This window comes from Acinetobacter sp. COS3 (assembly GCF_000475335.1).
GTDB classification, from domain to species: Bacteria; Pseudomonadota; Gammaproteobacteria; order Pseudomonadales; family Moraxellaceae; genus Acinetobacter; species Acinetobacter venetianus.
In genome coordinates, this window is sequence record NZ_AXCD01000067.1 from 57,384 (window position 1) to 71,045 (window position 13,662).

13 protein-coding genes are annotated in these 13,662 nt (G+C 36.7%); 6 read left to right on the plus strand and 7 right to left on the minus strand.

Annotated features, from left to right (window positions below; all coding sequences use genetic code 11):
* The first annotated feature begins 139 nt into the window (after positions 1-139).
* From IO68_RS30770 to IO68_RS30785, 4 genes are read left to right on the plus strand one after another with little or no spacing between them, the layout of a single operon-like run.
* A complete protein-coding gene (locus tag IO68_RS30770) occupies positions 140-895 on the plus strand; it encodes a hypothetical protein (RefSeq protein ID WP_004877331.1) in 756 nt (251 codons plus the stop codon).
* 35 nt (positions 896-930) lie between these two features.
* Positions 931-1,926, plus strand: coding sequence for a Stealth CR1 domain-containing protein (locus tag IO68_RS30775; protein ID WP_023014062.1), 996 nt, complete (start codon positions 931-933; stop codon positions 1,924-1,926).
* Positions 1,927-1,941: 15 nt separating this feature from the next.
* Positions 1,942-2,700, plus strand: a complete 759-nt coding sequence (locus IO68_RS30780) for a glycosyltransferase family 25 protein (RefSeq protein WP_023014063.1) — start codon at positions 1,942-1,944, stop codon at positions 2,698-2,700.
* A 24-nt stretch (positions 2,701-2,724) separates the two neighbouring features.
* A complete protein-coding gene (locus IO68_RS30785; RefSeq protein ID WP_023014064.1) occupies positions 2,725-3,636 on the plus strand; it encodes a glycosyltransferase family 32 protein in 912 nt (303 codons plus the stop codon).
* Between the two features lie 11 nt (positions 3,637-3,647).
* Here the strand turns inward: IO68_RS30785 and IO68_RS30790 are convergent, their stop codons facing one another.
* From IO68_RS30790 to IO68_RS30800, 3 genes are all read right to left on the minus strand, one after another.
* The gene (locus tag IO68_RS30790; protein WP_031234919.1) at positions 3,648-5,585 is read right to left on the minus strand and encodes an acyltransferase family protein; all 1,938 of its coding nucleotides are present in this window, start codon (positions 5,583-5,585) and stop codon (positions 3,648-3,650) included.
* Between the two features lie 94 nt (positions 5,586-5,679).
* Positions 5,680-6,576, minus strand: coding sequence for a hypothetical protein (locus IO68_RS30795; RefSeq protein ID WP_023014066.1), 897 nt, complete (start codon positions 6,574-6,576; stop codon positions 5,680-5,682).
* A gap of 111 nt (positions 6,577-6,687) precedes the next feature.
* Entirely contained in the window at positions 6,688-7,593 is a 906-nt protein-coding gene (locus IO68_RS30800; RefSeq protein WP_023014067.1) for a family 8 glycosyl transferase, read from the minus strand.
* A gap of 385 nt (positions 7,594-7,978) precedes the next feature.
* Here IO68_RS30800 and IO68_RS30805 point away from each other — a divergent pair, with 385 nt between their 5' ends.
* The gene (locus IO68_RS30805; protein WP_023014068.1) at positions 7,979-8,773 is read left to right on the plus strand and encodes a glycosyltransferase family 25 protein; all 795 of its coding nucleotides are present in this window, start codon (positions 7,979-7,981) and stop codon (positions 8,771-8,773) included.
* 113 nt (positions 8,774-8,886) lie between these two features.
* Positions 8,887-9,606, plus strand: a complete 720-nt coding sequence (locus IO68_RS30810) for a putative nucleotide-diphospho-sugar transferase (RefSeq protein WP_007482485.1) — start codon at positions 8,887-8,889, stop codon at positions 9,604-9,606.
* Between the two features lie 45 nt (positions 9,607-9,651).
* Here the strand turns inward: IO68_RS30810 and IO68_RS30815 are convergent, their stop codons facing one another.
* From IO68_RS30815 to aspS, 4 genes are all read right to left on the minus strand, one after another.
* Positions 9,652-10,434 (minus strand): glycosyltransferase family 32 protein, encoded by a 783-nt coding sequence (locus tag IO68_RS30815; RefSeq protein WP_023014069.1) that lies wholly within the window; start codon positions 10,432-10,434, stop codon positions 9,652-9,654.
* A 102-nt stretch (positions 10,435-10,536) separates the two neighbouring features.
* Positions 10,537-11,406, minus strand: a complete 870-nt coding sequence (locus tag IO68_RS30820; RefSeq protein ID WP_023014070.1) for a lysophospholipid acyltransferase family protein — start codon at positions 11,404-11,406, stop codon at positions 10,537-10,539.
* 5 nt (positions 11,407-11,411) lie between these two features.
* A complete protein-coding gene (locus IO68_RS30825; protein WP_004877311.1) occupies positions 11,412-11,633 on the minus strand; it encodes a hypothetical protein in 222 nt (73 codons plus the stop codon).
* 119 nt (positions 11,634-11,752) lie between these two features.
* Positions 11,753-13,534, minus strand: coding sequence for an aspartate--tRNA ligase (gene aspS / locus IO68_RS30830; RefSeq protein WP_004877310.1), 1,782 nt, complete (start codon positions 13,532-13,534; stop codon positions 11,753-11,755).
* Positions 13,535-13,662: the final 128 nt, after the last annotated feature.

A 13,662-nucleotide genomic window follows, 5' to 3' on the forward strand; every position in this document is an offset into this window, starting at 1 on the left:
TATAAGGGTTTGACGAATTAATAATAAAAAATAATATAAGGTCTATGCTAAGATAGCCTCACATTCAGTGCATATTATTTTTTCGCTTTGGCTACCAAATGCTTGAGCAAAATAATATCTAAGGCATTAAGGTTAGCAGATGGTAGACATTCAACAAAATTCGGCAACTCATGAAGACAATGTTATTTTGTGCATGAAATGGGGAACCAAGTATGGCGCAGAATATGTCAATCGTTTATACAACATGGTTAAACGTCATCTTACTTTGCCTTTTAAAATGGTTTGTCTAACAGACCGCACTGAAGGAATTGATCCTAATATCCAATGTTTTCCGATTCCATCACTTGATCTGCCTGAGGGTAGTCCTGAGCGTGGTTGGAATAAACTTTCAACTTTTGAACCTGATCTATATGGCTTAAAAGGTAATGCGCTTTTTCTAGACTTGGATGTGGTGATTGTCGATAACATCGATTGTTTCTTCCAAGAAAAAGGTGAGTTTTTGGTGATTCATGACTGGAAAAGACCTTGGCGTATTACAGGAAATAGTTCAGTTTACCGTTTTAAACTAGGTGCTTTCCCTGAAATTCTGCCGTATTTCCGTGAACACTTTGATGAGGTTCGCCAAAAATTCCGTAATGAACAAGAGTACCTCTCTTGGTTTGTGCATAAAGAAGGTAAGCTGAGTTATTGGAACAAAGACTGGTGTAAAAGTTATAAATATCACTGCTTACAAAAGATTCCATTGGCTTATTTCAAACCACCTGTAAAACCTCAAAATGCTAAAATTATTATTTTCCATGGTGAAATTAATCCGCCTGATGCTGTCAGTGGTGGCGGGGGTAAGTGGTATCGCTATGTACTGCCATCGGACTGGATTAAAGATGCTTGGCAATAAGCCTTAATCATAATGGAAAAGGTCGAGTTTGATTTATGAAAGATAGCGTGCAAGCGATTGATATTGTTATTGCTTGGGTTGATGGTAATGACAGCAATTTAAAAAACAAACGCCGAAAGTTCATGAATCAAGCCGAGCCTTCTAATGCTTTAGAAGATACTCGCTTTGCCAGTAATGATGAAATTTATTTTTGCATTGCTTCAATTCTAAAGTTTGTTCCCTATAGCGGAACAATTTATGTGGTCACTGATCAACAGCAACCGAAATGGTTGGATCAGTTTGAACAGCAAGGGCTTTGTAAAGCTGGAAAGATTAAGATTATTGATCATCGTGAAGTTTTTAATGGCTATGAGTCAGCTTTGCCGACGTTTAATTCATTAAGTATCGAAAGTATGTTGTGGAATATTCCTGGTATTTCTGATTACTTTATTTATCTCAATGATGATTTCTTTTTTAATCAAGCGTCACGTCAGCAAGACTTTTTAGTTGATGATCAGATGGTTATTTACGGTCATTGGCAGAGTAATTTCATAAAAAAAGTTAAATACCTACTGCGAAAATTTGTACAAAATAAGTTTGGGAAAATTGCCCAGCCTAAATACTCTATGGCTCAAATGCTCAGTGCAGACTGTGTTGGACTCAGTCGTTATTATGAAATTCATCATCGTCCGCATATTTTAAGTAAAGCGCTTTTAGCGAATTATTTTGGACAACATCCCTTGTTCTTACAGCAGCAAATTCGCTTTAAATTTAGAAATATTGATCAGATTTTACCTGTAGGGCTATCTAATCATTTGGCTATACAAAATAATCAAGCGATCTTGAAAGATGATGTTGAGATTGCCTATTTGAAAGATGGGCGAGACTTAGAGCCTTTTATTCAAGCTTTATCTAACGAACATATTAAATTTGGTTGTATTCAAAGTTTAGATCAATTAGAACAGCGTGATGAGCTGCGTATTCGTCATGCACTTGTTGATAAATTTAGAGAAGTTTTGCCTAGTCAAATCCAACCGACTATTGCAGGATAAGCGAAGGAAAATTAAATGAAAGTCGTTACTTATCTTATAAATCTAGACGGTAGTGATCAACGTTTAGCAAGTGCAACTGAGCAATTGCAACAAGCAAATTGGGAGTTTACTCGTTTTCCTGCTTATGATGGACGTGGTAAAGCATTATCCGAGTTTAAAAATTATGATGATGCAAAGGCTCAGGAAATTTTAGGGCGTAGCTTAATTAGTTCAGAGTTGGGTTGTTATCTGAGTCATTATGGCTGTGCTGAAAAATTCTTGCAGACCGATGCAGATTATCTTGTTGTTCTCGAAGATGATATTCAAGTCTTGCCTGATTTTAAACAGAAAGTAGAGGCATTATTAAATTACCTTGATGAGCATAAGGCACTTGATTGGTATGTGGTTAATATTGCAGCTAAAAAGAAAAAACTAGCGAAAGATATTTTACAGCTAGACACATTTAACTTGTGGCATGCTTATTATTTTCCGATCCGTGGGGTAGGTTTAATTTGGTCTAGACGTGGTGCTGAAGAATTTGTACGCTTAGGTAAAACCATGCAAGTTCCAGTCGATATCTTTTTCCAAAGCTGGTTAAGTAAAAATGGTAAAGGCCTAGGCGTGTGGCAGCCATTTGTTCAACCAGCAGGATTAGATAGTGATATTTTAGGCACAGTTGCGGCGCAAGGCATTAAACGAAAAGAGCTAGAAAATCGTAGTTTTTCTCATGGACTCAAAAAGCAAAAACGCATGTGGCGAGATCGTTATTATGCTTTTAAACATTTGATATCCTAATACTGTTCGAAACTGAGCAATTTTATGAAAGTCTTTAAAAAATTATTCTATCTCTTAAAGTTTTATACGATGTATGCGAATAAAAAACGGGATATGAATGATGTCATAGACAATTATGCAGATATTATTGTTCTGAATCCGACAGAGAAAAATGCCATTATTCCTAAAATCATTTGGATGTACTGGGAGGGTGTATTACCACAGTTCGTAGAGAAATGTGTCGAAAATATTAGAACAAAAAATCCTGACTATGTTGTGAACTTTTTAACGCCTGATAATGTTAAAGAATTTTGCGACATTGACTATCGCCGCTTAGCACATGCGACACCTCAGCAAAAGGCTGATCTCATCCGTTTTGACCTCATTTATCAATACGGTGGAATTTGGTTGGATGCAAGCACCATTGTTTATGAAAATCTTGATTGGATACAACAGCTTGTTACTGAGAATCAAACCAATAGTTTTGCATACTACCGTAAAAAAAATACGACTTGCCCAAATTTCCCAGTTTTAGAAAATTGGTTATTGGCGAGTTCAGCAAAGAATGTCTTTTTTAAGTATTGGTTTGATGAGTTGTCTAAGGCGATTGAAATTACACCAAAGCTGTATATCCAAAAAATTAAAGAAAATGATGCAGATTATCAGGACTTGTTCCAAGAAATCGGTCGTTTGGAATATCTTGTGGCATATGTTGCCTGCCAAAAAGTTATGCGTAACGATCTTCCAAGTATGACATTGATCAACTGTGATCGAAATGCTTTCTTCTATCAAGTGAAAAATAAGTGGGTGAAAGAAAAAGTATTGATTGATTTTGCAATCAATTATCCGCCTGCTGATATGCCGAAGCTGATCAAATTGGCTGGTAAAGAAAGAGGAATCTTGAGCCGTTATTATGCGAAAGCAATGTATTTTAACGGCTCATTCATCGATATTTAAATTAATTAGTTTTAGGGTGTTAAGGCTTGCTCCAAGAACTGTTTTAACACGTCGTACTTTGGTTGTTTTTCGAAATATTTCGCTGACTCAAGTGAACCAATAATCGACATGTGACGACCATCTAGGGAGTAGGGTGTATTGCCATTTGCCATTTGATTTGGTCTGAATAAATCATCACGCGTCAGCAATAGTGTATTGCTATGTTTGTACACCATATTGTTGATTACCTCTGTAGCGTATCGCTGTTGAGTTGCTCTATCACTCTTCATGTAATTATTAAGATTAAAGTCTCTATGTAACCACATTGCTCTTTTGAACAATAAGCTAATATTCTTCTTAAATGCATATGGCTCTGACATTACAATCACTTTTTTATGGTGCTGCTCTGTGATATCTAACAGATTAGCAAAACCACTTTGTTGGCTTTTTCCAACAATATCTGACCAACGACCTGCAAAAATCAATACATCATATTTATCCATATTCTTAGCAAGATAATCACGGTTGATTAGACACTGCTCATAGGCATCAGATGGCTGATCTCCAGTAAAGGCATCATTAAGACTTGGGTAACACCAGTTTGTCGAAACAACTTGGATCTGTAGGTTAAGCTTTTTACCAATTTGATCCCAAAAAGGATTGTTATGGCCAGCAAAAGAATCGCCGAACAGTAAGGCCTTCTTCGCAGTAGGTTGTTTTGATGCAATAGAACAAGTTAAACCTTGAGTTCCTACATTAAGATTATCGTCACCTTTAATATTATAAAAGCACCAACCATTTGCGACTGCAGGCATTTGAATTTGTTCTATGCTGGATAGATATTTAGAGCTTGCTCTGTCCTTTACACCATCTTTGCTGATGAACTTATAAATAGGATATGAAGCAATTAGAACAGCAAAGAATAAAACATAAATATATTGAGGTTTGAGCTTTTGCAGGAGATTACGACTACTTTCTATGTATTTATAACTTAACCAACCTAAAAATAGTGAAAGCGTAATTGCGAGGCTTAGATTAAGAAAATTATGTGGAACAAAGAAATAATTCAGTAGGAAAAATACAGGCCAATGCCATAAATAGATTGAATAGGATGCGCTACCAATACTTTGCACGATGGGTGTTTGAGTGAGAAAAGAGTCTTGGCGGTTTGCGATTAGAATCAGCATTGTACCTACAACGGGTAACAATGCTGCATAACCAGGCCAAGGTGTACTTTGTTTTAAAATTACCAAACTAGCAACGATAAGCATAAAGCCGATTGCTTCAGTTAATTTTTTGAGATGTGTATTTAACTGTGTGTTTCTAAAATAATAATAGACAAGACCACCAGCAATCAGTTCCCATGCCCGTGTAGTGAGTTTGAAAAATGCATACATGGAGTCTTTAGGGGTGATATAAATTGAATAACTCAGTGAGGCAATAAATAAGATGCTGAGAAAGATTCCAATGTGTTTTAGCCCTTTGGTTAATTTCCAATAAATCACCAAAAGGATGGGGAACAATAGATAAAATTGCCATTCAACAGCAAGTGACCATGTATGTAACAGTGCTTTCTCATGTGCATCTACTGCAAAGTAATCTCCAGCTTGTCGGTAATAGAGATTATTTGAGAGAAACGTAAGGCTATAACGTGCATCTTTAGCAAATCTTTGAAAATCTTCAGGAATAAAGATAAACCAGCCAAGTATTGTGAGACATACAACGAGAACGAGTAATGCTGGGAAGATTCGGGTGATGCGAGATAAATAAAAGTCACTAAAGGAAAACCGATTTTTCTCTAGTCTTTCAATAATGATCTTTGTCATTAGGTAGCCTGAGATGACAAAGAATATGTCAACGCCGAGGTATCCTGCTGAAAAGCCTAAAATTTGGAAGTGAAAAAGAACGACAAAAATTACAGCGTAAGCTCTTAGTCCATTAATGTCAGTCCGAAAGTTATTGACGCTCATGCAATAATATTTAGCTAAAACTCTAATTGTATGAGCGAATGATTAATTCATGATTAATTTGATTGTGTATTTTTATTAAAGGCTTTTTCTACACTTATTGTATAACTTCAAAGGATCGCTTTTCGAAGGATTCAACGGCACTGTTTGGAGAAAGATTGTAAACGTTGATTTGATGTTCTTTAAAAAATAATGCAGCCGTATCAAACGCACGTAATACAGTCTCGCTATGTATGTCGAGTAACGTTGGCTGCTTATCATCAGTTGTTTCATAGAAGCGTGGTTTAGAAAAATTGCTCATATCTAAGCCAGCAATAAAAATTTCTGTGTAGTTGAGCGAGTTAACAATTTGTAGGGCGACATAGGCAACGGTAAAGTAATCAAATGTGCCGTTAAAAATGTCTTTTGAGAAACCAAAATCATCGTGAATGAAAAAGTGTTCTGCCGTTTTATTCACGAGCATTTCTTCATCAAGAAACACTTCCATGAGGTCTCTAGTGATTGTTTCGATAGTTTTGATACTACATTGAATATCTGTAAATTTAATTCGTCTAAGAATCATATCTAGACAACGAGGTGTGGTGTAAAAAGTACAATTGCTTTGCAGTACTTTCTCTACCAAATCAAAGCGAGCATCCACAAAATTATGGTCAATGATGATATAGCTGTTGTAATGGATATTGTCCAAAGCAATCGCACCATTCACGCCGATATAGTCTATATCTGTTTTTTGAAAAACTTCATTTGGAAGCTGCTGGATAGAAGGCCCTGTCGCAATCAACATGCACTTTGAAGTTGTTGAGGGTTGAATCATCAAATTATCTGAAACGAGCTGGTTCTTAAAATAAACTTTTTCTAAACGACCATGTTCATTACGTTGTACACGATAAAGCGGCCAGAAACGACGATTGTGTTTATATGTTTTTGGGTAAAAAATCTTATAAATGAATTTATAAATGTTTCGTAATAAAGTATCTGAAAGAGATGGAAGCATTTAAAAACTCAGCAATGATTAAGCTAAAAATCTGTTTATTATCGTAAAAACAGTCAGGACTAGAAAAGTATGGAGAGGGAGATTGTACTATGACAATCTCCCTAATATCTATTAATCATCAAGAGAGAAGCTTTTCTTCTTGAACTTTGATTTAAGACTATCGATAGAGCGAGTGAACCAGCTCTTTTCATCTTCTGGACGAGTCACTTTATTGCCATGATAATTGATTTGTGTCGCTTTAGAAAAATCGCCAAAAGGCTCTACTTTATAGCTCTCTGGGCGATAACCTGCCGCTAAAGCTTCGTTGTAATACTGATCAAATAGCTCCGTGAGATCTTGTCTTGGATGTGGCATGATTTTTCCATCAAACCAATGTTTTTGTCCTGATGCCTCTAAGCGTGGTAGGGAATATTTGTGACTAAACTGTGTACCCATGTCTGAATAGTGCAGAATTTTAATCTGCTCAGCAGCGAGACCTTCACCATCAATATTATTATAAGAGTCTTGGTAAGGTTGAACTAGCTCAGGCTTATCTTTCAAAAGTTGCATTAGCTTTTTGTGGCCATCAGGATCAGCTTGAATGTCTTTTAAAGCAGGTAAATATTGCTTAGCTTTCTCGCAGTCCCAAACGCATGTACATAGACGAGCTGAATTTTTGCCTCCTTTGGCAATCACGATCGCATCTTCAGCTTTTGGATGCGCCCACAACTCCGTGATATCACATAAAACCACGACATCGGCATCCATATAGATTGCGCGTCCTTGAAAGTTACATGATTCTGGAATCGCCCAACGAAAACCTGAAAAAGGTGTTGCCCATTTTTCTGTATGCCATCCTTCGCCAGTTGCTTGATTGGTATACCACGGGCTTTCGGGATCATGGCTGAGTTGCATCCATATAATTTCAACTGGGTGTTGCGTGTGTTTACGAACGCTATAATCTAATACCATCATCTGTTCAAGATCACAGTTGTTAGGGTCGCAACCCACAAAAATTTTAATTGCTTCGCTATTCATATTTACACACTTTTCATAAATTATAAGAATCAATACAACAAAAAAGAGATCCCGTTACTTAGAGAACGGTACAGCAACGACTCTACTCCCTATTGTAATAATTGCCTCCTAAATTTTCTAGTGCTGATGTTATCAAGCTTATATATAGCATCTAAATAAAATCAAAAGCTTAAATCAATGACTGCCAAAAAAGACAAAAATTAACGTTTTAACTTTAAGTACTACAAAAAGACGTAAAAATATACAGATTTTTATTTAAATGGAAAAATATTTATATTTAATTATTTTTAAAATGTAATAATATTCAACATATATTTTATACATAACGGTAAAATAATTTTTAAGCTCTTTCTCTATTTAAGAGAAACTATCTTTAGATGAAATTATGAAAAATTTTGTTATTAGTCTTGCTAATGCTCAAGAGCGTCGCAAACATATCGTATCGGAGTTTGGAAAACATCAGGTTGCATTTAATTTCTTTGATGCAATTACGCCTGACCGAATTAACCAAGTTGCTGCAGATTTATTATTAGATATTAAAACAACAGATTTAAGACCTGGGGAAATTGCTTGTTTATTAAGCCATGTGGTTTTGTGGAAAACAGTCGTTGATCAGAATTTAGATTTCATTGGTATTTTTGAAGATGATATTTATTTGGGCGAACAAGCAGCGAAGGTTCTTTCGAGAACTGAGTGGATTCCTGAAGATGGACATATTATAAAAGTTGAAGCATTTTATCCAAAGGTAACAACCTCAATAAAGCTAAAACAAATTAAATGTATCAATCGTAAGTTGATGCCACTTAAGTCAAAACATATGGGGACTGGAGGGTATATTTTATCAAATCAGGGGGCTAAAGAATTATTGGCATTTATTCAAAGCTATAAGAAATTGATTCCTATTGACCACATTATGTTTAAAGATTATTTGCGACAGGGTAAATATGATGTTTATCAGATGTCTCCTGCTGTTTGTATTCAAGACTTTATTTTGATGCGAGATAAGACAAATTTCCCGAGTTATTTATCTCACGACCGTAAGTTACGAAAAGGGGATAATATTCGAGTAAATCATAAATTGATGTTTAAAGACAAAATTACGAGAGAGTTTGTCCGACTGTCTGCTCAATTGATTCGCTTTGTAAAAGCAGAGTCAATTGTTAAGATTAAATTTAAGTAATTTACTGTTTGATTTATATAGGCTTTATTTGATCTTAAAGACTGGTGATGTTGACTAAGGCACTGTGAGAAATTAAGATTATCTTTTATTTTTTCATAGTGCATAGGGCTTTTATGCTAACAATTTTTGGCTTTCATACCGATGACAAATTATATAGAAAGCATGCCCAAATTTTGCAACGTTCAGCTGAAAAATTTGATATCAATGTTCAGTTCAGTGAGTTTTCAAAAGATGACTGGCAAAAGATCATCGCCTTTAAACCAACATTCATTGCAGGTAAGAGACGAGACCTAAAAGGTCCTATTCTATTTGTAGATGCTGACGCTATTATTCTTAAGGACATTCGTCCTTTTTTTGAATCGCTTCAAGAAGATATCGCAGTACACTATATCAATGGTACACGTTTGATTAGTAGTACAGTATTTATTAATGATACACCAAATGCTCGTCTATTAATGGATGAGTGGGAGCGTAGACAGTTAAATCAACCGGATCGTTGGGATCAAGTGGTGCTACAAGAACTTGTTGATGAGTGGGTTGAAGAGAAACGAATCACACTGAATAAATTACCACCCAATTATACCTTTATTTTCGATACATCAAGACGTACTTATGGTGATAGCGTTGAGCCAATCATTGAACAACTTCAAGCAAGTCGTGACAAGCGTTGGATTGATAAGTACCAGCGTAGAAATAGTTTCCATCAATGGTTGATGCGAATTCCTTATTTATTAAAAAGTACCAGAAAGATTGTTGGACGCCATAATGTTGTCAATAATCGAGCAGAAAGCCTTGGTATTGATATTCGTCTTACCATTGATGATTTGATTTAAATGTGTCAATCAATAAAAAGGCTCTATATTTATAGAGCCTTTTTATTACTTATCTTTTTTAATAATAGATCGTACAAAATATCGAATAATGAGAAAAAGCTGAGAAAAATTGATTTTTTTAGCTAAGTCTTTTAGCTGTCTTTTCTCTAATAAAAAATCATCTTCTAATTTTGATAAGTAATATTTATTATGCAATTGTTGTTTGTAAGGTTTTTTTCCATTTTTGTCTTCCAACCATGAGCCAATAAAATGATGGGTTGCATAATTAACCGGAAGGTCTAAACAAAAATAATGTGATGCATAAATATGTAGTGTGTGATGTCCATTAGAACCACTTTGATTGATGTCTTTAGTTCTATCAATTTTAAATTTTTCGGAAATAATATCAGAAATAAAAGAGGTATTTGGAGCTTCTTGATCTGAGTAAGTTTTATTGTGGTAATAGGAGAGAATCTCCTTGCTTAAGCTGTGGTATGGAATAGCTCCCCACACTGCAGTAAAGGGAAGATTAATTGACTCAAATCCACTAAAAGCTTCACATTCTAGAAAATCGTCAAGAGGATGCTTAAGTTCTACATCTGTATCTAGATAGACACCACCAAACTCATGTAATGCCCAAGCACGAACATAATCAGATACGAAAGCATATTTACGTTGTTGGTACGCAGTTTGAGTGAAAATATGCTGATCGACATCAAAGCTTTCTTCATTCCAAAGTTTTATTTCCCAGTCTGGACATTTTTGACTCCAATCACTGATATATTTTTGTAGATGGTCTGGTATCGGTTTTCCACCAAACCAACAATAATGAATAATCTTAGGAATCATAATAAATAAAAGTTTTGAAAATTAATGAAATATAGCACTTTATGAGGACCAGTTTGAATATAAATACTATTTAAAAATAAGGGTATGCATGAAAAATAAAGTTTATTTATAATAATCTTTATTTTCTAAATCACCTCTGAACCTTTTATAGCCCCACATATATTCAGTAGGAAAGCGATTAATCATTTGCTCAACGGTTCTATTCAATGCTGTTGTTGCGATTTCAATATCGCGATCATAAAGTTCAGGATCATTGAGATCATCACAGTAGACATCAAAACCTTCACCATCCTCACGACGGAAACAGCTTAATCCGACTAGACGACATTGAGTTTTTTGCGCCATTTTACTGGCAAGTGTACTGGTGAGGCAGGGGATTCTGAAAAAGGGCACCACGACACCGCCAGAAGGATCGGGAACATGGTCAGGCAGAATCACACTGAAACCACCTTGTTTTAGATTCTTAAATAGCGCTTTGACACCCGAAGCATCAGTAGGTACTAAGGTAGCATTTAGTCGTTGTCGAGCATGTAAAGCAAATGCATTAAAACCACTATCTTTCATTGGTTTATACATGATCGTGGGAGTACCATATTGATTCACCCATGCATTCATCATTTCCCAAGTGCCTAGATGGGGAGTGATGATCAGTGCACCACGAGGGTCGCTAAGAGCATTTGTCAGTACTTCCAAGTGATGCACGGTATGAATCTGTTGGATGCTCCATTCAGGAGGCATTGCCCAGCATTTCCCAGACTCGATATAACTCAGACATTGCTTGGTCACACTCTCTCGAGCAAGCTGCTCTTTTTTTTCTAGGCTTAATTCTGGGTAAGCTAAGCCAAGATTGACTCTAGTTTTCCACAGCATGCTTTTATCAGGATTCTGGTTGATAAAATAAGCTGCCACTTTTGCGATACTACGTAAAAATGCTAAAGGTAAAATGCGAAGGAGAGTTACGTAAAAGGACATCGTGCCTAGTCTTGTTTATCTGCGTTGCCTTTGAGAACCATATAAATCAATGCGACAAAAATGAGTAGTGCACCGACAAGACTACTTACGCAAAAGTATAAGATACGTTGATTGGTGTCCATATTGAAAAGTTCATTTGCTAAGATATAGCGCATGAAAAACCACTGTGCCAAAGAAAACACAATAAGCACAATTGCGTGTCGACGCACATCAGAACGCATCGCCATAGGACCGACCTCTCAATAAAAAGCAGCTTATTATGCCACTAGCAAGCATGTTCGCAAAGTAAAACCATGTAATATAAAAAAACCCTGCATAGCGCAGGGTTTTATACAAACTGAGAAAATTATTTTTCTTCAGCTTTTGGTTTTTCACGTAAACGAATACCTAAGTCGCGCAATTGATTTGCTTCAACTGGAGCTGGCGCTTGAGTCAATGGGCATTCAGCGGTCTTAGTTTTCGGGAATGCAATCACATCACGAATAGACGATGCGCCTGTCATGAGCATGATCAAGCGGTCAAGACCGAATGCCAAGCCGCCGTGCGGAGGTGCACCATAACGTAATGCATTGAGTAAGAAGCTGAATTTCTCTTCTGCTTCTTCTTCGCCGATACCTAAAGCTTCAAAGATTGCCTTTTGCATCTCTAAAGTATAGATACGCAGTGAACCACCACCGATTTCAGTACCGTTCAATACCATGTCATAGGCTACAGAAAGTGCTTCACCTGGATTGTTCTTAACTTCTTCAACACTTGATTTTGGTAGTGTGAATGGATGGTGAACAGATGTCCATTTGCCATCATCAGTTTCTTCGAACATTGGGAAGTCAACCACCCAAAGAGGAGCCCATTCACAAGTTGAAAGATTCAAGTCATGACCGATTTTCACACGAAGTGCGCCCATCGCATCGTTTACAACTTTTGCTTTGTCAGCACCGAAGAATACGATATCGCCATTTTCAGCACCAACACGTTTTAATAGATCAAGCACGATTGGCTCAATAAATTTAACGATTGGAGATTGAAGACCTTCAATACCTTTTTCAAGTTCGTTGACTTTGATGTAAGCCAAGCCTTTCGCACCATAGATACCAACGAATTTAGTGTATTCGTCGATTGCACTACGTGGAAGTGAACCTGCGCCCGGTACACGTAAAGCAACGATACGGCCTTTAGGATCTTTTGCAGGACCAGCGAATACTTTGAATTCAACGTCTTGCATCAAATCTGCAACGTCAATTAATTTCAATGGAATACGCATATCTGGTTTGTCAGATGCATAGTCACGCATTGCATCTGCATAAGTCATACGTTCAAATTTATCGAATTTTACATTCAATAATTCATTGAACATTTTAACCGTTAAGCCTTCCATTAAATCCATGATGTCATCGTCACTCATGAACGATGTTTCAACGTCGATTTGGGTAAATTCAGGCTGACGATCCGCACGTAAATCTTCGTCACGGAAACATTTAGCGATTTGGTAATAACGATCAATACCACCCACCATTAACAATTGTTTGAACAATTGTGGTGATTGTGGAAGCGCATAGAAGCTACCATTTGAAACACGGCTTGGGACTAAGTAGTCACGCGCACCTTCTGGTGTCGCACGTGTTAAAATTGGTGTTTCAACGTCTAAGAAACCGTGATCTTCGAAATAGTTACGAATAAGATTAGTTACTTTAGAGCGGAAACGTAAACGCTCTAACATTTCAGGACGACGGATGTCCAAGAAACGATATTTCAAACGAATTTCTTCAGAAATATTGGTGTTTTCGTCATTCAATGGGAATGGCGGAGTATCAGAAGCTGCAAGAACTTCGATCTCTTTACCTAAAACTTCAATCTGACCACTCACCATGTTGGCATTTTCAGTACCTTCATAGCGACGACGAACACGACCTGTAATTTTTAAAACAAATTCAGAACGTGCTTTATCAGCTGTTGCGAATGCTTCTGGGGTATCAGGATCGATAACGACTTGGACTAAGCCATCACGGTCACGCATATCAAGGAAAATCACACCACCGTGGTCACGGCGACGGTGAACCCATCCGCATAAAGTTACTGTTTGATCGATTTGGGCTTCAGTAAGAGAGCCGCAGTAATGAGTGCGCATCATATTGAATTATATATCCAAACTATATTGGCTGTAGAAGGTGAATGCGTAAACAGCGCACCACCAATGAAGGGGAGATTATGCCTTGTTGAACGTATTGTCTCAAGTCTTAATATTTTCCAAACAATACA

What these genes read in the sequence shown, in the direction of transcription:
- IO68_RS30825 (WP_004877311.1), bottom strand. Translation starts at nt 11,633, where the DNA reads ATGGCGATGCGTTCTGATGTGCGTCGACACGCAATTGTGCTTATTGTG.
- IO68_RS30810 (WP_007482485.1), top strand. Translation starts at nt 8,887, where the DNA reads ATGCTAACAATTTTTGGCTTTCATACCGATGACAAATTATATAGAAAG.
- IO68_RS30800 (WP_023014067.1), bottom strand. Translation starts at nt 7,593, where the DNA reads ATGAATAGCGAAGCAATTAAAATTTTTGTGGGTTGCGACCCTAACAAC.
- IO68_RS30780 (WP_023014063.1), top strand. Translation starts at nt 1,942, where the DNA reads ATGAAAGTCGTTACTTATCTTATAAATCTAGACGGTAGTGATCAACGT.
- IO68_RS30790 (WP_031234919.1), bottom strand. Translation starts at nt 5,585, where the DNA reads ATGAGCGTCAATAACTTTCGGACTGACATTAATGGACTAAGAGCTTAC.
- IO68_RS30815 (WP_023014069.1), bottom strand. Translation starts at nt 10,434, where the DNA reads ATGATTCCTAAGATTATTCATTATTGTTGGTTTGGTGGAAAACCGATA.
- IO68_RS30775 (WP_023014062.1), top strand. Translation starts at nt 931, where the DNA reads ATGAAAGATAGCGTGCAAGCGATTGATATTGTTATTGCTTGGGTTGAT.
- aspS (WP_004877310.1), bottom strand. Translation starts at nt 13,534, where the DNA reads ATGATGCGCACTCATTACTGCGGCTCTCTTACTGAAGCCCAAATCGAT.
- IO68_RS30820 (WP_023014070.1), bottom strand. Translation starts at nt 11,406, where the DNA reads ATGTCCTTTTACGTAACTCTCCTTCGCATTTTACCTTTAGCATTTTTA.
- IO68_RS30795 (WP_023014066.1), bottom strand. Translation starts at nt 6,576, where the DNA reads ATGCTTCCATCTCTTTCAGATACTTTATTACGAAACATTTATAAATTC.
- IO68_RS30805 (WP_023014068.1), top strand. Translation starts at nt 7,979, where the DNA reads ATGAAAAATTTTGTTATTAGTCTTGCTAATGCTCAAGAGCGTCGCAAA.
- IO68_RS30785 (WP_023014064.1), top strand. Translation starts at nt 2,725, where the DNA reads ATGAAAGTCTTTAAAAAATTATTCTATCTCTTAAAGTTTTATACGATG.
- IO68_RS30770 (WP_004877331.1), top strand. Translation starts at nt 140, where the DNA reads ATGGTAGACATTCAACAAAATTCGGCAACTCATGAAGACAATGTTATT.